This is a genomic window from Halorubrum ezzemoulense DSM 17463, from assembly GCF_002114285.1.
Taxonomy (GTDB): Archaea; Halobacteriota; Halobacteria; order Halobacteriales; family Haloferacaceae; genus Halorubrum; species Halorubrum ezzemoulense.
In genome coordinates this window covers 20098-38834 of the sequence record NZ_NEDJ01000029.1, presented here as the reverse complement: position 1 = coordinate 38834, position 18737 = coordinate 20098, and the positions used below count along the sequence as shown (strand labels likewise).

At 68.9% G+C, this 18737-nt stretch carries 16 protein-coding genes and 2 tRNA genes; 10 read left to right on the top strand and 8 right to left on the bottom strand.

The features are described from left to right. Nucleotides 1-21 precede the first annotated feature (21 nt). From B9H04_RS09690 to B9H04_RS09670, 5 genes are read right to left on the bottom strand one after another with little or no spacing between them, the layout of a single operon-like run. Nucleotides 22-1341 carry an ABC transporter ATP-binding protein gene (locus B9H04_RS09690; RefSeq protein WP_085682654.1) on the bottom strand — a complete coding sequence of 440 codons (1320 nt, stop codon included), beginning with the start codon at nt 1339-1341 and terminating at the stop codon, nt 22-24. Beyond that, nucleotides 1338-2429, bottom strand: coding sequence for an ABC transporter ATP-binding protein (locus B9H04_RS09685; RefSeq protein WP_049931659.1), 1092 nt, complete (start codon nt 2427-2429; stop codon nt 1338-1340). The genes B9H04_RS09690 and B9H04_RS09685 overlap by 4 nt, the downstream gene beginning before the upstream one ends. Then, nucleotides 2429-3514 (bottom strand): ABC transporter permease, encoded by a 1086-nt coding sequence (locus tag B9H04_RS09680; protein WP_049931660.1) that lies wholly within the window; start codon nt 3512-3514, stop codon nt 2429-2431. The genes B9H04_RS09685 and B9H04_RS09680 overlap by 1 nt, the downstream gene beginning before the upstream one ends. Nucleotides 3515-3517: 3 nt before the next feature. Next, entirely contained in the window at nt 3518-4468 is a 951-nt protein-coding gene (locus B9H04_RS09675) for an ABC transporter permease (protein ID WP_049931661.1), read from the bottom strand. A 38-nt stretch (nt 4469-4506) separates the two neighbouring features. After that, the gene (locus B9H04_RS09670; protein WP_049931662.1) at nt 4507-6135 is read right to left on the bottom strand and encodes an ABC transporter substrate-binding protein; all 1629 of its coding nucleotides are present in this window, start codon (nt 6133-6135) and stop codon (nt 4507-4509) included. A gap of 295 nt (nt 6136-6430) precedes the next feature. Between B9H04_RS09670 and B9H04_RS09665 the strand changes: the two genes are divergently transcribed. Next, nucleotides 6431-8089, top strand: a complete 1659-nt coding sequence (locus B9H04_RS09665) for a gamma-glutamyltransferase family protein (RefSeq protein ID WP_085682653.1) — start codon at nt 6431-6433, stop codon at nt 8087-8089. A 275-nt stretch (nt 8090-8364) separates the two neighbouring features. Further along, entirely contained in the window at nt 8365-9738 is a 1374-nt protein-coding gene (locus B9H04_RS09660; protein ID WP_049931665.1) for an ABC transporter substrate-binding protein, read from the top strand. A gap of 190 nt (nt 9739-9928) precedes the next feature. On the opposite strand, the gene B9H04_RS09655 is transcribed toward B9H04_RS09660, so the two are convergent. Beyond that, nucleotides 9929-9999: transfer RNA gene (locus B9H04_RS09655), tRNA-Gly, on the bottom strand. 98 nt (nt 10000-10097) lie between these two features. Next, on the bottom strand, nt 10098-10805 hold the full coding sequence (locus B9H04_RS09650) for an enoyl-CoA hydratase/isomerase family protein (protein ID WP_085682652.1): 708 nt from the start codon (nt 10803-10805) through the stop codon (nt 10098-10100). A 59-nt stretch (nt 10806-10864) separates the two neighbouring features. Here B9H04_RS09650 and B9H04_RS09645 point away from each other — a divergent pair, with 59 nt between their 5' ends. Both B9H04_RS09645 and B9H04_RS09640 read left to right on the top strand, forming a co-directional pair. Then, complete coding sequence (locus B9H04_RS09645) at nt 10865-11527, top strand: DUF7114 family protein (protein WP_049931667.1); 663 nt, start codon at nt 10865-10867, stop codon at nt 11525-11527. A gap of 98 nt (nt 11528-11625) precedes the next feature. Next, nucleotides 11626-11697: transfer RNA gene (locus tag B9H04_RS09640), tRNA-Thr, on the top strand. Between the two features lie 19 nt (nt 11698-11716). On the opposite strand, the gene B9H04_RS09635 is transcribed toward B9H04_RS09640, so the two are convergent. After that, nucleotides 11717-12133 (bottom strand): dual specificity protein phosphatase family protein, encoded by a 417-nt coding sequence (locus B9H04_RS09635; protein ID WP_049931668.1) that lies wholly within the window; start codon nt 12131-12133, stop codon nt 11717-11719. A gap of 148 nt (nt 12134-12281) precedes the next feature. Here B9H04_RS09635 and B9H04_RS09630 point away from each other — a divergent pair, with 148 nt between their 5' ends. The 6 genes from B9H04_RS09630 (at nt 12282) to B9H04_RS09605 (ending at nt 18677) form a co-directional block, all read left to right on the top strand. Further along, nucleotides 12282-13289 (top strand): hypothetical protein, encoded by a 1008-nt coding sequence (locus tag B9H04_RS09630; protein WP_049931669.1) that lies wholly within the window; start codon nt 12282-12284, stop codon nt 13287-13289. Nucleotides 13290-13385: 96 nt separating this feature from the next. Continuing rightward, a complete protein-coding gene (lipA, locus tag B9H04_RS09625) occupies nt 13386-14324 on the top strand; it encodes a lipoyl synthase (RefSeq protein ID WP_049931670.1) in 939 nt (312 codons plus the stop codon). Nucleotides 14325-14445: 121 nt separating this feature from the next. Beyond that, nucleotides 14446-15567: a branched-chain amino acid ABC transporter permease gene (locus B9H04_RS09620; RefSeq protein ID WP_085682651.1), complete on the top strand. Its 1122-nt coding sequence runs from the start codon at nt 14446-14448 to the stop codon at nt 15565-15567. After that, a complete protein-coding gene (locus tag B9H04_RS09615) occupies nt 15564-16913 on the top strand; it encodes a branched-chain amino acid ABC transporter permease (protein ID WP_049931673.1) in 1350 nt (449 codons plus the stop codon). Before B9H04_RS09620 ends, B9H04_RS09615 begins: the two co-directional genes overlap by 4 nt. Beyond that, entirely contained in the window at nt 16906-17859 is a 954-nt protein-coding gene (locus B9H04_RS09610) for an ABC transporter ATP-binding protein (RefSeq protein WP_049931674.1), read from the top strand. The genes B9H04_RS09615 and B9H04_RS09610 overlap by 8 nt, the downstream gene beginning before the upstream one ends. Next, nucleotides 17856-18677 carry an ABC transporter ATP-binding protein gene (locus B9H04_RS09605; protein WP_176455110.1) on the top strand — a complete coding sequence of 274 codons (822 nt, stop codon included), beginning with the start codon at nt 17856-17858 and terminating at the stop codon, nt 18675-18677. The genes B9H04_RS09610 and B9H04_RS09605 overlap by 4 nt, the downstream gene beginning before the upstream one ends. Nucleotides 18678-18737: the final 60 nt, after the last annotated feature.

Below are 18737 nucleotides of genomic sequence, written 5' to 3'. Positions count from 1 at the left end.
GGGGGGGGCGACGGAGCGTGGTCAGTCGTCGCCGCTCGCGGCCGAGCCGGGGGCGGTACCGTCGTCGGGCGCCGCCCCCTCGGTCGGCCCGGCTTCGTAAGCCGGGTCGAAGAGGTGACACGCGACGCGCCCCGCGTCGGTCTGGCGGAGCACCGGTTCGTCCGTCGAGCAGGGCGTGTCGAACGTCTCGTCGAGCACCCGCTCGGCGTGCTCGAACTCTTCGTCGGCGACCAGCCGGAGCGCCTCTTGGACCACTTCCTCTGCCTCCGGGTCCGACAGCGTCGATGGGAGGTCGAGCTCCTCGCGGAGCGCCCCCATCAGCGCGCTCTCGCCGGCGTCGAACGTCTCGACGGCGATGTCCTCCTCGCGGGCGCGGTGGCGGAGCGACATGACCGCGCGCCACTCCGCCTGCTCGAACTCGTAGTCCGAGGGCGGGATGACGCGGGGACACCGCGTGTGGAACTTACAGCCGGACGGGGGATCGATCGGGGAGGGAACCGACCCCTCCAGCAGGATCCGGTCGCCCTCCCACAGCGGGTCCGGCTCCGGGATCGCCGACAGCAGCGCCTCGGTGTACGGGTGTTGCGGCGGCGCGAACAGCTCCTCTGGCGTGCCGATCTCGGCCATCTTGCCGAGGTACATGACGGCGATCTCGTCGGCGATGTGCTCGACGACGGAGAGGTCGTGCGCGATGAACAGGTACGCGATCCCAAGCTCGTCTTGGAGGTCCTCCAACAGGTTGAGGATCTGGGCCTGGACCGACACGTCGAGCGCCGAGACGGGCTCGTCGCAGACGATGAAGTCGGGGTCCACGGCGAGCGCGCGGGCGATCCCGATCCGCTGGAGCTGTCCGCCGGAGAACTCGTGCGGGTACCGGTTGGCGTGGCTCGCGTTGAGCCCGACGCGGTCGAGCAGTTCCTTGATCCGGGCGTCGCGGGAGACGCCCCCCTCGATCCCGTGGATGTCGAGCGCCTCTCCGATGATGTCGTTCACCGTCAGCCGCGGGTTGAGGCTCGACTGCGGGTTCTGGAAGATTATCTGCATCTCTTTTCGCAGATCCCGGAGCTCCCTGTCGGAGAACGCCGTGATGTCCTCGCCCTTGAAGTATACCGAGCCGGCGGTCGGCTCGCGGAGCTGGAGGATCGACCGGCCGATGCTGCTCTTCCCGCAGCCGCTCTCGCCGACCAGCCCCAGCGTCTCTCCCGCTTCGATCTCGAAGGAGACCCCGTCGACCGCCTTCACCTTCTTCTGCCGGCCGAGGAGCCGGTCGATGAAGTCGCTCTCGGACTCGTAGTACTTCTCGAGCCCCTCGACGCGGAGGAGCGGCTCGGAGCCGCTCATCGGTCGCTCACCCCCGCTGAGCTCGCCGCGTCGCCCGACCCGACCGGGTCGTCCTCGCCGCGGACGGTCACCTCGTAGTCGAGTTCGCCGGTGAGTTCGCCGGTGTGTGCGAGACACGCGGCGCTCTGCGCGTCGCTGTTGATCGGGTCCGCGGGCTCTCCCGTCTCGACGTCGACGAGCTGGGGCTCCATGCGGGTACACGACTCCTCGGCGTACGGACACCGGGGGTGGAAGTTACAGCCCGGCGGCATCTCTATCAGGTCCGGCATCCGGCCCGGGATCGTCTGGAGCCGGTCGCGCTCGTCGCCGATACGCGGGATGGAGCTCATCAGCCCGACGGTGTACGGGTGTTGCGGGTCGTAGTACACGTCCTCGACCGGCGCCATCTCCACCGGGTGGCCGGCGTACATCACCATGACCCGGTCACAGAACTCGGCGACGACGCCGAGGTCGTGGGTGATGAGCTGGATGGCGGTGTCGAACTCGGTCGCGACCTCCTCCAGCAGTTCGAGGATCTGCGCCTCGATGGTGACGTCGAGCGCGGTGGTCGGCTCGTCGGCGATGATCAGGTCGGGGTCGCACGACAGCGCGATCGCGATCACGACGCGCTGTTGCATCCCGCCGGAGAACTCGTGCGGGTAGTCGCTGTACCGCTCGGCGGCCGAGGGGATCCCGACCGACTCCAGCGTCTCGATGGCGCGCTCGCGCGCCGCTTCCTCGTCGAGCCCGATGTGGTACCGGATCGCCTCCGAGATCTGCTCGCCCACCGTGTACGACGGGTTCAGCGCGGTCCCGGCGTCCTGGAAGATCATCGCGATCTCGTTGCCGCGGAGTTCGCGCATCTCCTCTTCATCCATCTCCAAGATGTTCTGGCCCTTGAACCGGATCTCGCCGCTCTCGATGACGCCCGGCTCGTCGATGAGGCGCATCAGCGCGAGGCTCGTGACGCTCTTCCCGGCCCCGCTCTCGCCGACGACGCCGAACCGCTCGCCGGCCTCGATCCGGTACGAGAGGTCGTTCGTCGCCTTGACGACCCCGTCGTCGGTGTAGAACCGCACGTTGAGGTCCTCGACTTCGAGCATCGCCATCAGCGGAGCCCCCCGGTGTCGGTGTCGGTCTGGTCGCCCTGCGGGTCGAACGCGTCGCGGACGCCGTCGCCGACGAGGTTGATCGCCATCACGAAGACGAAGATGGCGAGGCCCGGGAACAGCCCGGCCCACCAGCGGCCGCGGGCGATCGCGTCCTGCTCGACGTTGAGCATGACGCCCCACTCCGCGCTCGCCGGGGACAGGCCGAGCCCGATGAACCCGAGCGCCGCGGCGACGAGCACCGTGGTGCCGATGCTGAGCGTCGCCTGAACGATCACCGGCGCCATGGCGTTCGGGAGGATGTGCCGCGCGATGATCGAGCGGTCGCGGGAGCCGAGCGCCTTCGCCGCGGTGACGTACTCGTTCTCCTTCACGCTCAGGATCTCGCCGCGGATGATGCGGGCGTACGGGAGCCACCCGACGACGACCAGGGCGAGGATCATCTCCCAGTAGCCGCGACCGAGGACGGCGATGACCGCGATCGCGAGCACGATGAACGGGAACGCGTACAGCAGGTCGACGAGGCGCATGATGATCTCGTCGATCTTGCCGCCGTAGTACCCCGCGATCGAGCCGAGCGGGATCCCGACGAGGAGGGCCATGGCGACGGCGATGAAGCCGATCGAGAGGCTCCAGCGCCCGCCGTACATCACCCGCGAGAGGATGTCGCGGCCGGCCCAGTCGGCGCCGAACAGGTAGAGTCCGGTGGGCGGCCAAGTGAGGAGGTTCTCCAGGGTGGGCTCCCGGTACCCGGTGATCACGTCCTGGTTCGCGGGGTCGGCCGGCGCGAGCGAGAACGGCTGGACCGTCTCTCCGGCCAGCACCGGGAAGCTAGTCGGGAGCTGGATCGGACGGGAGAACACCGCGAGCAGCACCATGAAGACGATGGTGGCCGCGCCGAACAGCGCGAGGCGGTTCCGTTTGAACCGCATCCACGCGTACTCGAGGCGACCACGCCCCTCCTCCGACTGGAGGTCGGGCTGCCACGAGGAGAGCGGGTCTCGGGAGTCGACGCGCTCGACGTCGAAGCCGGAGACCCGTATTCGTCCGCGTTCCGTCGTCCGCTGTGAGGTTTCGCTTGACATTATCTAGTATCGGATTCTGGGATCGAGGTACGCGTAGAGCACGTCGGCGACGAAGTTCGCGAGTATCACGGCGACGCCGATCAGGAGGACGATCGCCTGGATGACCGGGAAGTCGCGGTTACCCACCCGATCGACGAGCAGCCGTCCGATACCCGGATACGAGAAGACGATCTCGACGACGACGGAGCCGCTGATGATGAACGCGACCTGGATCGCCGCCACGGTGACGACGGAGATCAGCGAGTTCCGCAGGACGTGTTTCCGGACGACCGTCCGCTCCGGGAGCCCCTTCGCGCGCGCCGTCCGGACGTAGTCTTTGTCGAGTTCCTCCACCATCGAGGACCGCATCAGTCGCATCAGCAGAGCCGTGGAACCGGTCCCGATGGTGATCGCCGGCAACAGGGTGTACACCAGCATGTCGTAGCTGAGGATCCCCTTACTGGTGGGCGGCAGGATGGGGAACAGGTCGAGCCAGCTCGCGAAGATCAAGAGCAGCAGCAGGCCGAGCAGGAAGTTCGGGATCGCGATCCCGAGCAGCGCGAACACGCGGCTGGCCTGATCGATCTTGGTGTTGCGGTAGTACGCCGCGATCACGCCGGTCGGGATAGCCGTGGCGAGCGTGACGCCGAACGCCATGATCCCCATCACGAGCGTGTACGGGAGCCGCTCCATGATCTCGTTTATCACCGGGTCGCGGGTGATGATCGACCGGCCGAAGTCGCCGGTCGCCGCGCTGGTGACCCAGTCGATGTACTGGATGTACACCGGCTGGTCGAGGCCGTACTCGGCCCGGATCTCCATCTCCGTCTGCGGATCGAGCTCCGTGAACAGCGTGATGAAGTCGATCGGGTCGCCGGGAATGGCGTGGACCATCCCGAAGGTGAGCAGGGATATCCCGAGCAGCAGCGGGATGGTTATCAGGCTGCGTTTAATGACAAATCGTTGGAGACTCATCGGGGTGAATTGAGGGCGCTATCGGATGTTTGAGACCGTTACTCCGCCGGGTACACGATCTCGTCGAGGTGCGGCTTGTACAGCGTGTTGTACCGGTTGCTCGCGTTCGGGTGCGGGCTCCACTGGTCGACAGACTCGACGTTGGCCGGGTTGAGCACGTCGATCACGTCGCCGGTCCACATGTTCGCCATCGGGACCTCCTGCGCGACGAGCTCTTGGATGTCCTGGTAGATCGGGAGTCGCTCCTCGGCGCCGAGGGTCGTCTGCCCCTCGGTGATCAGCGAGTCCATCTCCTCGTTCTCGTAGAGGTTCCAGTTGAATCCGTCGGGGACGTGCTGGCTGGAGTGGAGCAGCTGGTTGATGTGGCCGTCCGGGTCGGAGCCGCCCGTCCAGCCGATGCCGACGACGTCGGTGCTGGCCGCGGCGCCCTCAGGGTCGAGCAGGAACGGGACGAGGTCGTCGAAGGCGCGGACGTCGAGCTCCGCGTTGAAGTACTCAGTCTCGTCCATCGTCTGCTGGATGATCTCCATCCACCGCTCGCGGGTCCGGTTGACGTTGGTGATGAAAGAGACGTCGAACGGCGCCTCGATGCCCTCCTCCTCGAACGCCTCGCCGATGAGCCGGAGGCCCTCCTCCTCGTCCTGGCCGACGTACTCGTCGAGGAGGTTCTGCTCGTGTTCGGGGTCCCAGAACGCTCCGAGACCGGGGCTGATCGGGCCGGCGAGCTCCGTCGCATAGCCGCCGAAGACGGCCTCGATGACGTCGGACTTCGGGAGTAACCGGGTCATTCCGCGGCGGAGCTTCTCGTTGGTGAACGGGCTCTGGTTGACCGGATAGGTGATGAAGTCGAACCCGACGGCGCTGCCGGTGACGACCTCGCCGGTCTGGTTCTCCCACTGGTCGAGCTCGAAGGGCGCCGCGTTGTCGATCATGTCGAGCTCGCCGGCGGCCATCGCCTCCTCCTGCGAGACCTGCTCCGGGATGACCCGGATCGTGACCCGGTCCCACGGCGCCGTGCCGGGGTAGTCGTCGCCGTCGTACCAGTAGTCGTCGTAGGGGACGAGGACGGCTCGGTCCTCGGCCGAGAACTCCTCCAGCTCCCACGGTCCGGTACCGAGGGTCTGCTCGGTGAACGAGTGGTCGTCCTGTTCCGGGCTTTCGCTGATCGCGTCGGTCTTGCTCGTGAGGATCGGGACCGCGGCGAGGTCGTTCAAGAACGGCGCGTGCGGGTCGGTCGAGGTGATTTCGACCTCGTAGTCGCCGAGTATCTCGACGTTCTCGATGAAGGAGACGTCGGCGTCGTTCGTCGTGCCGCTCGTCCGGTTGATGGAGAACTGAACGTCCTCGGCGGTGAACTCGTCGCCGTTGTGGAACGTGACCCCCTCGCGGAGCTGGAACCGGAACGTGGTTTCGTCGACCTGCTCGTAGCTGGAGGCGAGTTCGCCCCGGAACTCGGAGTAGTCGAACGTCAGCGCGACCAACCGCTCGTAGGCCATGGTGCCGACGACGGAGTTGGAGGTCGCGTCCGTGATGATCGTCGGGTCGAACGTGCCCGGGTTCGCAGCCGCCGACGCGACGAACTCGTTCGTGCCGTCGCCGCCGTCGGACCCGTCGCCGCCGTCGCCGCCGACACAACCTGCGAGGCCGACGACGCTCGCACCGCCCATTGCGGCGAGAACCCGTCGGCGAGTCGCTGCCGATTTCGTCTGTCCGTTGTCAGAGTGAGACATACCAACACGTACACGTCGGCCGTTAAAAACTATTCTATTCAGTACATCAGGTCGTCATCCGTACAGTAATTGACCGATTCGGTGACAATTGGACGTATTGACATGATCGTTCACTATTGTCTGGCGAAGCGCGACCGAGCCCCGCCTTCCGGTGGCAGATCGTTCGGTCGGGAGCGAACAGACCGGATAGATCCGGATCGATGTTTATGTGCCGGGCGACCGGATCGAGAGTATGGATCCGGACTTAGACCGATTCACCTCGCGGCGGTCGACCGTGTACGGCGAGCGCGGCGTGGTGGCGACAAGCCAGCCGCTCGCGAGCCAGGCGGGGATCGAGGTGTTACGCGAGGGGGGCAACGCGTTCGACGCGGCGGTCGCGACCGCCGCCGCGCTCAACGTCGTCGAGCCGACCTCGACCGGGCTCGGCGGCGACGTGTTCGCGCTGTACCGGACCGCCGACGGCGAGGTCGGCGCGATGCGCTCCTGCGGCGGCGCGCCCGCCGACGCGACGATCGAAAGTGTGCGGGCGGCGCTCGCCGAGGGCGACGACGCCGACTCCTACTACCCGGACGACGGCGGCTACGCGGTCGACGACGCCGGCGAGGCCGAGATGCCGTTCTACGGGCCGCACGCGGTCACCGTCCCGGGGACGGCCCGCGGCTGGGAGGCGACCGTCGAGAAGCTGGGTCGGCTCACGCTCGCCGACGCGCTCGCACCGGCGATCCGGTACGCGACCGAGGGGTACCCGGTGTCCGAGGTGATCGCCTCCTACGGGGCGAGCGCCGACGCGCTGTTCACCGACGACCATGCCCGCGAGGCGTTCCTGTTCGACGGCGAGCCGCCGGCCGTCGGCCAGACGGTGACGCTCCCGCGGCTCGGCGAGTCGATGGAGACGATCGCAGAGGAGGGCGCGGACGCCGTCTACGAGGGCGAGATCGCCGAGGCGATCGCCGACGAGGTCCAGTCGCAGGGCGGGTTCATGACCGTCGACGACCTCGCCGAGTTCGAGGTCGAGTGGCCGGAGCCGGTGTCGACGACGTACAACGGCGCCGAGGTGTACGAGCTACCGCCGAACAATCAGGGGCTCATCGCGCTGGAGGCGCTCAACGTCGCCGCCGAACTGGGCGCGGGCGAGCACGACTACGACTCCCCCGAGCGCGTCCACTACTTCGCCGAGGCATTGAAGCGAGCCTTCCACGACGGCCACCGTTACATCACCGACCCGGAGTACGAGGAGATCCCCCCGCTCGTGTCGGCCGACTGGGCCGCCGAGCGCGCCGCCCGCGTCGGCGAGACCGCCTCGCACGACGTCTCCTTCGGGGTGCCGAACGCGAACGCGGAGGACGCCGACACCGTGCTGCTCACGGTCGCCGACGACGCCGGGAACGTCGTCTCCTACATCAACTCGCGGTTCGCCGGCTTCGGCTCCGGGCTCGTCGCGGGCGACACCGGCATCGCCCTCCAGAACCGCGGGGCCTCGTTCTCGCTCGACCCGGACCACCCGAACAGCCGCGAACCAGGCAAGCGCCCCTTCCACACCCTCATCCCTGGCGTGGTCCGGTTCGACGAGGACGACTGGGCGGCGTTCGGCGTGATGGGCGGGTACATGCAGCCGCAGGGCCACGTCCAGGTGATCTCGAATCTGGTCGACTACGATATGCCCCTCCAGCGCGCGCTCGACGAGCCGCGGTGGCGCTACCGCGAGGGCGGCGAACTCGCGCTCGAACCTCACTTCGACGACGACGCCGCAGCCAAACTGGTCCGGAAGGATCACGACGTGCGGACGCTCTCGCCGGTCATGTTCGGCGGCGCGCAGATCGCTCGCAACCGCGACGGGGTCCTCTCGGCCGCCACCGAACCCCGGAAGGACGGGAACGCGCAGGGGTACTGAGCCGACGGGTGGCGGCGAGGTGCGGTCGAGTCCCCGTCGCCACGGCGGCCGATCCCGGTTCGACGGGGCGTCCCGTTCGCGTTCCGTCACGCGCCCCCGACCACCTATCAGCGAGCGGGAACGACCCGCGTTTCCGGTCGCCGCCGGTCCGGCCCGAGACGCACCGTAAGCCTCCCAGACCGCGAGAGGAGCCGTCTGAATCCGGGGAGTTCGCGGGTGTGGTATTTGTGGTCGTGGATACACTTATAATGGCTCGCATGGTATTCGCTCACAGGATGAAGCGAAGAATCCAGCGACGCGACGTACTCAAGGGCGCCGGCGCGGTCGGCATCGCGGGGCTCGCCGGCTGCTCGACGGAGAGCGGCGACGGGTCCGACGGCGGCGACGGCGGCGACGGGATGGACGGGGACGACGGCTCCGACGGGTCCGACGGCGGCGACCAGAGCAACGTCCCGGACGCCGTGATGGTCGTCGGGTTCCCGCAGTCCGGTATCCAGCTGTTCCGCGACTTCTACTCGGACTTCGCCGACAGCGCGCCCGACCTCGACATCATCGTCCCCGACGGGCTGATCGACAGCGACCTGCCCGGCGAGGTCGACAACGACATGAACAACGTCATCGGCACCGCGCCCTCGGCCGGCGGTCCCGGCGCGGAGTTCTTCACCGAGTCGTATCAGGAGGAGTACGGCGAGGAGCCGGGCGTGTTCACGGCGCAGGCGTACGACGCGATGGCGGTCGAGATCCTCGCGGCGACCGCCGCGGGCGAGAACAGCGGCGAGGCGATCCGCGACCGCGTCCGGACCGTCGCTAATCCCGGCGGCGACGAGTTCGGCCCCGCGGACCTCCCCGAGGCCGTCGAGACGGTCGCCGCCGGCGATCCGGTCCACTACGTGGGCGCGTCCTCGGGCGTCAACTTCGACGTCAACGGCGATATCGCCACCGCCGCGTACGACATCGTCGACTTCCAAGACGGCGAACTCGTCACCCTCGACACCGTCGAGTTCGGCAACGAACTTTCCGAGGAGGACCGGAACGCGACCGCCGCGGACCCGGTCGGCGTCGACTCGTTCACCGCGCGAATCGGCGTGTTGATGCCGGAGACGGGTGACCTCGGTCCGCTCGGCGTCCCGATCCGCGACGGCGCCCTGCTCGCGGCGACGCAGGTCAACGACGCGGGGATCAACGTCGACGTCGAGACCCGAGTTGAGGACACGCAGACGGACCCGCAGGCCGGTATCTCGGGCGCGAACGCCATCGTCAACGCGGGCTACGGCGCCGTCGTGGGCCCGGCGTCGTCGAACGTTAACCTCCAGGTCTCGGACCAGGTGTTCATCCCGAACGGCGTCGTCGGCATCTCGCCGTCCTCGACCGACCCGAACGTGACCGATCTGGAGGACAACGACTACATCTTCCGGACCGCGCCCTCCGACCTGCTTCAGGGGCCCGCGATGGCCGACCTCGCCGTCAGCGACACGGTCGGCGCGGCGAGTTCGGGGACGCTGTACCTCAACGACGCCTACGGCCAGTCGCTGGAGGAGTCGTACGTGAACGCCTTCGAGGAGCGCGACGGGACGATTACCGAGCGCGTCTCGTTCGAGCCGAACCAGGCGACGTACACCAGCCAGTGGTCGAGCGTGCTGAACCAGTAGAAACCTCGACGGAGACCCGTTCCGGTTTTTCGCACGTGAACCGCGCCGGCCGGCTCTGAGAGAGTTGAACCGCAACTGATAGCGTTCAAATCACTCTCGGTAATTTCCTCGCTTCGCTCAGAAAATACACCGGCCGGGACTCCCGCGAGTGAAGCGAGCGGGAGTCAGGCCGGGGCACGATCGCAGGAAGTGCACCGGCCGAGATTTGAACTCGGGTTGCAACCATGGCAAGGTTGCGTGATACCACTACACTACCGGTGCGTGCTTCGCACTCGTCTTTTGTTTGGAGACTCACTTAAGTCTTTGAGATCGAGACTGCCGGGCGACGTGGACGGTGCGGTGACGCCGCGGCGGCCACCTCACCGCTCGCGCTGTCGCGCGATCTCGTCGGCGTGGGCGTCGTGAAGGTCGGCGAACGCCGCGGCCTCCGCGCGCTCCTGCGCCCCGTCGTCCCGACGGTCGCGGAGCCGGCGCTTGATCGCCGCCAGCGCGTCGGCCTCGCCCGCCGCTATCGCGTCGGCCACAGATCTGGGGTCGTCGACGACGCGCGAGACGAGCCCGGTCCGGAGGGCGGCCTCCGCGTCGAGTACCCGTCCCGAGAGCGCGACGTCGAGCGCCTCCCCTTCGCCCATCACCCGCGGCAGTCGCACCGTTCCGCCCCACGCGCCGAACAGACCGAGGGAGACCCCCGGCTCGGCGAACGTCGCCCGCGGCGTCGCGACGCGCACGTCCGCCGCCAGCGCCAGTTCGACGCCGCCGCCGCGGGCGGGACCGTCGACCCCGCAGACGACGGCCGACGGCGAGTCCTCGATCGCGGCGGCCACGCGCTGGCCCCGCCGCGCGAACGTCTCCGGGTCGTCGAGCGCCGCGACCGCGTCGAGGTCGGCGCCGGCGCAGAAGGCGTCGCCTGCGCCGCGGAGGTACGTCACCGGCGCCCGGGGGCCGGCCGCGGGCGGTTCGAAGGCCTCGCACAAGGCGGTCAGGTCGGCGGGGCGCAGCGCGTTGCGCGCCTCGGGGCGGTCGAGCGTGACGACGCGCACGTCGCCGTCGGTTCGGGTTCGGATCACGGGACGGAATCCCGTTCGTTTCCAAAGGTCTTTGCCCTTCGCTCGTCTACCGGTTACCAATGGACGATGCCGCGCGAGCGCGTGACGCCGCGCGCGAGGCGCTCGCGGACGTCGAGCCCGAACAGCTCCGCGAGGCCCTCGACGCGCGAATCGGCGAGGCGGCGGTGACCCCCGGCGTGCTGGCGCTGGTCACCGCTCGCGCGCTCGACCCCGACGTCGAGCTCGGCGACGTGACCGATCGCGCCGCCGGCGTACAGCTCATCTACGAGGGGTTGCGGCTCACCCGTACGGTGGCCCGCGAGGAGCCGTGGGTGACCGCGCCGACCGCCGCCGACATCGACGCGGACATGGACATCCTCGCTGCCGACGTGCTCGTCTCCCGCGGCTTCTCGCTCCTGGCGTGTACCGACGCCGCCCGCCCCGCGGTCGACGTGGTGCGCGCGTTCGGCCGCGACCAGACGCTCCGCGACCGCGAGGGGACGGACGCCGAGACGGCGGTCGGGCTCGACCGCAACCTGGAGGTCGACGCGCTGGAACTCGCCGTCGTCGCCGGGACCACGGCGGTCGGCGGCGACCCGCCCGAGGAACTCCTCGCGTACGCCCGCGACCTCGCGGCCGACTGCGACGGCGAGTTCCCGCCCGCGGGCCGGGCGCTACCTGAGACGACCGCCGACCGTATCGCCGATATCTCGGATCGCGCCGTCAGCGCGACCGATCGGTGACCGGATCGGGGACGACGCCGGAACCGGTCCCGATTCCCGGACGTCGCGCCCGCGGATCGAAACCCATAAAGTCGAATCCGGTCAACAACTGAGTGCGTGCCTGGGTAGCTTAGCGGTAAAGCGCGTCCTTGGTAAGGACGAGACCCCGAGTTCAAATCTCGGCCTAGGCTCTTCCTGCGACCTCGCCGCTCATTCGCTACCTCCGGTTACGAACGTCGCCGCCCGCCGGACCAGCGCGTCGTGCGGGTCGACTTCGGATCGCCGCGCGAGCACCTGCTCGAACGCCTCGTCGAGGCCCCGGTCCGTCAGTCGCGCCATCGCCGCCGCGGCGACCGCCGGGCTGCGGGAGGCGCCGGCCGAGCAGTGAACCAGGACGCGCTGTCCGGCCTCGCGCCGCTCCACGACCGTCTCCGCGGCGGTGGCGAACGCCTCGTACTCGTTTCGCGGCCCGTCCGTCATCGGCGCGTCGACGCGAGCGACGGCGCCGGTGTCCGGGTCGTCGTACGTCAGCGACACGACGGCGTCGACGCCGCGGCGCCGGAGCAGCGACTCGTCTTCGGCGTCCGACATCGTCCCCACGAGGAGCCCGGGGGCGACCTCATCCATTTTTACACACGCCGTTGGCCGGCCGTTCGGACGCGACCGAATTAAACGCACCTCGTTCGCGGCACGGTTTATCCGACGACCGACGGCGGTCGGGAGCTCGCCGCCAGTACGCGGTTCCTTTATCTCCCGTCGCCGACCGACACGCCACATGGGCAAACACGAGCGCGGCTGGGTCGAGGCCACGGAGAAGCTGACGGCGCAGCTCGCGAACGGCGCGGAGCCGGACGCCGACCTCGAAGAGCGGGGGCGACCCGATCTCGGCGAGGCGCTCGCCGACCGGCTCCGGAGCGACTTCCCCGACCTGACCGCGGTTCGCCACGCCGGCAACTCCTACGACTCGCTGGGCGATCTGATCGTCGAGTCGCCCGACGGGGAGACGTTCGTCGAGGCCAAGTTCGTCGCGAGCGGCGGCACGCGGGCGAACCTCGGGCAGGACACGCTGACGCAGTTCGGGCTCTTCGAGGACGCGACGGCGTGGAGCGACTTCCGCGAGGAGATCGGGTTCCCCGAGGACCGCGAGGCGCTCCTTCGCGAGTTCGACGGCTACCCGGACGACGTCCGCGACTGCGACTGGTCGTACAAGTCGGCGGTGTACGACCGCGCGAAACACCTCAAGAACGTCCTCGACGTCTCGCGGGGGCAGAACACGGGGTCGCGGGCGGACGAGGTCCTCACGGACTCGGACGCGACGGAGGGAGAGCGCGAGGCGGCCCGGATCGTCAACGCGATCCTCGACCTCGACCGCGAGGAGAAGCTCGCGTACTTCGACCACCTCCGCGAGGCAGAGCAGAACCCGCGCAACGTCGAGACGTTCGCGCACCTGATCGTCTGCGGCTACCACACCGCCGACGCGCTCGAAGCACACTTCGACGACGATCTTGAAGAGATCAAGCGGCTGCTCGAAGCCGACGCCTACCGCCTCTACGAGGTGAACAGGAACAGCGGGACGGTGTCGGTCGAGAACCCCTCGGAACTGCTCGCCGGGTTCGACTGGCGGGATACCCGCGTCGAGATCCCGGAAGACGGGACCTCCGTGAGCGTGGTGACGGGACCGCCGGGCGACCGGCGGCGCGTGCTGAACATCGCGTACAACTGGAAGAACAAGTTCCAAGGGATCCAGACGCCGTCGATGAACGTGTTTGTCCCGGAGGCATGAGCCGGGGCGGTCCCGAGGCGTGAACCCGCGGTCGGCGAGACCCCGGGCCGCCTCGGCGACCCGCATCCTTTTGCGCTCGGACGCTAAGGATCATCCATGTCACGCGGCCGCCGGAAGCCGGACTGGCTGAAGTCGCGCCCGCCGTCCGGGAGTCGGTTCACGGAGATCAAGTCCACCCTCCGCGAGCACGACCTCCACACGGTCTGCGAGGAGGCGAACTGCCCGAACATGGGCGAGTGCTGGTCGGGGAACGACGGCCCGGGCACGGCGACGTTCATGCTGATGGGCGACCGCTGCTCGCGCGGCTGTAACTTCTGCGACGTCGAGACGGGCGGGATGGAGCCGCTCGACCCGGACGAGCCCGCCAACGTCGCGGACGCGGTCGCGGAGATCGGGTTAGACTACGTCGTCCTCACGTCCGTCGACCGCGACGACCTCGCCGACGGCGGGTCGGCGCACTTCGCCGAGACGATCCGGGCGATCAAGCGCCGCGACCCCGAGATCCTCGTCGAGACGCTCATCCCGGACTTCCAGGGCGACCCGGAAGCGATCGATCGCATCATCGACGCCGGGCCGGACGTGATCGCCCACAACGTCGAGACGGTCGAGCGCCTCCAGTGGCCGGTCCGGGACCGCCGCGCGAACTACGAGCAGTCGCTCGCCGTCCTCGATCGGGTCGACAAGAGGTCCGACATCCATACCAAGACGAGCCTCATGCTCGGCGTCGGCGAGTACGACCACGAGGTGTACCGGACGCTCGGCGACCTCCGCGAGGTCGGCGTCGACGTGGTCACCTTCGGCCAGTACCTCCAGCCCTCGCGCTCGCACCTCGACGTGTTCGAGTACGTCCACCCCGACATCTTCGAGACGTGGCGGCGGGTCGCCGAGGAGGAGTTCGACTTCCTCTACTGCGCGTCGGGCGCGATGGTCCGGTCGTCGTACAAGGCCGGCGAGCTGTTCGTCGAGGCGCTGTTGCGCGAGGGGCGCTCGCCGGAGGCGGCGCGGCGTCGGGCGCGGGCCGCGGGCGGCGACTGAGGCCGCGTTCGGGACGCGGTGGGGGGTGACAGCTGTCAGGCGCTTTCGAGGTATCGATGTTTGTCCGAACAGCGAGTTATTTACCGCTCGGTGACCCACCCTGTGTCAGTGAGACGTACACATGGGAACAACTGACTCGTCGATCGTCGACGCGGCGCGGGCTCGGCCGGGGCTTCTCTTCGTCGTCCTCCTTGCGGGCCTGCTCCTCGTCGATCTCGCGGCGAAGCTCGCGGGTGTCGGCCTCGGCCCGATAGGAGGGTCGCTCTCCGTCGACCGGCTCGGCTCGAACCTCTGGAACGGGGTCGTGATCGGCCTCGTGATCGGGCTCGCGGGGATCGGCCTCTCGATGACGTACAGCATCCTCTCGTTCGCGAACTTCTCGCACGGTGACCTCGTCAGCGTCGGCGCGTTCTCCGGGTGGGGCGTCGCGTTCCTGATCGCCGGCCTCGGCGACATCCCGGTCCGCGCGCTCCTGACGGTCCGCGACGCCGGGAACGCCTCGCCGGGCGCCATCGGCGCGCACATCCTCACGACGCCGGGCGCGATCCTCGTCGGACTGGTCGCGGCGTTCGTCGTCACGGCGCTGCTCGCGGTGGCGCTCGACCGCGCGTTCTACAAGCCGATGCGGGATCGCGACGGGATCTCCCTGCTCATCGCCTCTATCGGCGCGGCGCTCATCGTCCGTTACCTGCTCCAGTTCGGGTACGGCTCCGACCGGCGCGGCGTGACCGCCAGCGTCGACGCGTCGAACCTCGCGTTCGACCCGCTCGGGCTCTCGGTGAACGCGCACGAGCTCACCATCCTCGTGGCCGCGGTCGGACTGATGCTCGCGATGCACGGCATGCTCCAGCACACGAAGCTCGGCACCGCGATGCGGGCGATGGCCGACAACAAGGACCTCGCGCTCATCACCGGCATCCCGGCCGAGCGCGTCGTCACCGCCACGTGGATCATCGGCGGCGGGCTCGCGGGGGCGTCCGGCTACCTCTACGTGCTGCTCCGCGGGACGATCCAGTTCGACTTCGGCTGGCTCCTCCTGCTCCTCATCTTCGCGGCCGTGATCCTCGGGGGGATCGGCTCGGTGTACGGCGCCATCGTCGGCGGCCTCGTCATCGGCGTCGTGTTCACCACCTCGACGATCTGGATCCCCTCCGACTTCAACCAGGCCGCCGCGTTCGCCGTGATGATCCTGATGCTGTTGTTGCGCCCAGAGGGACTGTTCGGCGGGGTGACGACCGCATGAGCGACGCCGACGCACCCGGCGGCTCCGCCTCCGGGCCGTCCGCGGGCGGGTCGGAGGCGCCCGAGAGCGCGACGGCGGCGCTGGTCGAGGCCGCCCGCGAGAGCGACCTCGGGCTCGTGGTCGGGACGCTGCTCGCGATCTACGCCGCGGCGACGCTGCTGACGTTCACCGACGGGCTCAACAGCGTCGTCGGACTCCTAGAGACGCTGACGTTCCTCGGGCTCGTCTACGCGCTCACCGCGCTCGCGTTGAACCTCCAGTGGGGGTACACCGGCCTCTTCAACATCGGCGTCGCCGGGTTCATGGCCGTCGGCGTGTACACGATGGGAATGGTCGTCCGTTCGCCGGACCCCGCCTTCGGGCCGCCCGGGCTCGGACTGCCGCTCCCGGTCGGCATCGTCGCCGGAATGGGCATGGCGGCGCTGCTCGGCGGGGTCGCCGCCCTGCCGGCGCTGCGACTCAAGGCCGACTACCTCGCCATCGTGACGCTCGGCCTCTCGGAAATCGTCCGCCTGTCGCTCCAGTCGAGCGCCTTCGACAACTTCCTGCGCGACACGATCGGCGCCGGAACGGGCGGGGGTCGCGGGATGGGGATGCCGGACAACCCGGTCCGCGACCTGTTCCTCGTCGACGGGCAGGCGGGGACGCCGACCGCGTTCGGCGACCTCGTCTTCGGCGTCTTCGGGAGCGATGGCCTCGGCATCTCGCAGCCGATCCTCATCGGGTGGGGGTACATCGCCGTCCTCGCCGCCTTCCTCGTCGGCTTCTACCTCCTGCTCGAACGCCTCGGCCGCTCGCCGTTCGGCCGGACGATGAAGGCGATCCGGGAGGACGAGCTCGTCGCCGACTCGCTCGGCAAGGACGTGAACCTCGTGAAGATCAAGGTGTTCGTCATCGGCTGCGCGCTGATGGGGCTCGCTGGCATCCTCTGGTTCGGCAGCCAGGGCAACGTCTCGCCGACGCCGCAGTTCCGGCCGCTCCTCACCTTCTACGTGTTCATCGCGGTGATAATCGGCGGGTCGGGGTCGAACACCGGCTCCGTCCTCGGCGGGATCGTCTTCGCGGCGGTACTGTTCGAGGGGCCCCGCCGCGTCGGCGGGACGGTCCGGGGACTCATCGACGCGCAGACGCCGCCGTCGTTCGCCGACGCGGTCGCCTCGCTGGACCCGGTGACGTTCCTCGCGTACGCGACCGAGAACGTCGCGCCGCTCCAGTTCGTCTTCCTCGGGCTCGTGCTGGTGTTCATCATCCACCGACGGCCCGAGGGGATCCTCGGCGACCGGATCGAGACGGCCGCGGCCGTCGACCTCTCCGAGCGGCCCGCCGGAGGTGAGAGCGATGAGTAGCGACGCCCCCGACCCGAGCGACTCCGCCGAGACCGACGCGGACGCGCCCAACCCGGGAGACGTCGCCGCCACCGACCCCGTCACCGCGACGGCGGACGGAACGATCGGCGAGCCCGAGGCGAACGACAGCGAGGTGGAGGAGGCGGCGAAACACGTCCCGTCGGGGTCTCCCTCGGAGGCACCCCCGCTCCGCGTGGAGGGGTTGGTCAAGCGCTTCGGCGGCGTCACCGCCGTCGACGGCGCCTCCTTCGAGGTCGAGTCCGGCTCGCTGACCGGGCTCATCGGGCCGAACGGCGCAGGCAAGTCAACGACATTCAACTGTATCACCGGCGTCCACGAGCCGACCGGCGGGTCGGTGTACTTCGAGGGCGAGGAGATCACCGGCCTCAAACCGCACCAGATCGCGCGGGAGGGGCTGGTCCGGACGTTCCAGATCGCCCGCGAGCTCTCCGAGATGACCGTCTTGGAGAACCTCATGCTCGCGCCGCAGGGGCAGCTCGGCGAGTCCGCGATCCGCGCGGTGACGCCCGGGCTCCGCGGCGCCGTCGTCGAGGAGGAGACCGCGCTCCGCGAGCGGGCGTGGGAGACGCTGGAGTTCTTCGAGATCGATCACCTCGCGCACGAACACGCGGGGAACCTCTCCGGCGGACAGCGGAAGCTGCTGGAGATGGCCCGGGCGCTGATGACCGACCCCGAGATGGTGCTGCTCGACGAGCCGCTCGCCGGGGTCAACCCGACCTTAGAGGAGAAGCTCCTCGACCGGATCCACGACCTGCGCGCGGACGGCTACACCTTCCTACTCGTCGAGCACGACATGGACATCATCATGGAGAACTGCGAACGCGTCATCGTCATGCATCAGGGCAGCGTGCTCGCCGAGGGGACCGGCGACGAGATACGGAACGACGAGCGGGTCATCGAGGCGTACCTGGGTGAGGAGCTATGACGGCCGACGCAGCGGCGGACGACGCGGAGACGACAGCCGCCGAGACGGAAGCGAGCGAAGCCGGTGATTCGGACGCGACTGCCACCGCCGGCACCGACCACGCGATCGACGGCGACGCGATCCTTCGCCTGCGCGACCTCGACGCCGGGTACGGCGACCTCCAGATCCTCTCCGACGTGGTCCTTGACGTGGCCGACGGGGAGTACGTGACCGTCGTCGGGCCGAACGGCGCCGGGAAGTCGACGGTGATGAAGACCGTCTTCGGGCTCACGACCCACATGGGCGGGACCGTCGAGTTCGAGGGGGAGCCGATCCACGGGCTGGCGCCCGAACAGATCATCCGCGAGGGGGTCGGCTTCGTCCCGCAGAACGACAACGTCTTTCCCGGACTCAGCGTCCGCGAGAACCTCGAAATGGGCGCGTACATCCTCGACGAGGTGCCTGAAGACCAGATCGAGACGATCTACGACCGCTTCCCGATCCTCAGGGAGCGCAGCGAGCAGAAGGCCGGAACCCTCTCCGGCGGGCAACGGCAGATGGTCGCGATGGGGCGAGCGCTCATGCTCGACCCCGACCTCCTGCTGCTCGACGAGCCCTCGGCCGGCCTCGCCCCGGACCTCGTCTCCGACATGTTCGACCGGATCGACAGGATCAACGATGGGGGGACGGCGGTGCTGATGGTCGAGCAGAACGCGAAAGAGGCGCTGCGCCGCTGCGACCGCGGGTACGTGCTGGTGAACGGCGAGAACCGCTACACCGACCGCGGCGACGTACTGCTCGCGGACGAGGGCGTGCGACAGGACTTCCTGGGCGGGTAGCCGTCCGCCGCGTCGCACTCGTGTCAGGGGTCGGCGGCGACCCAAGGGCAGGGGGCCGGT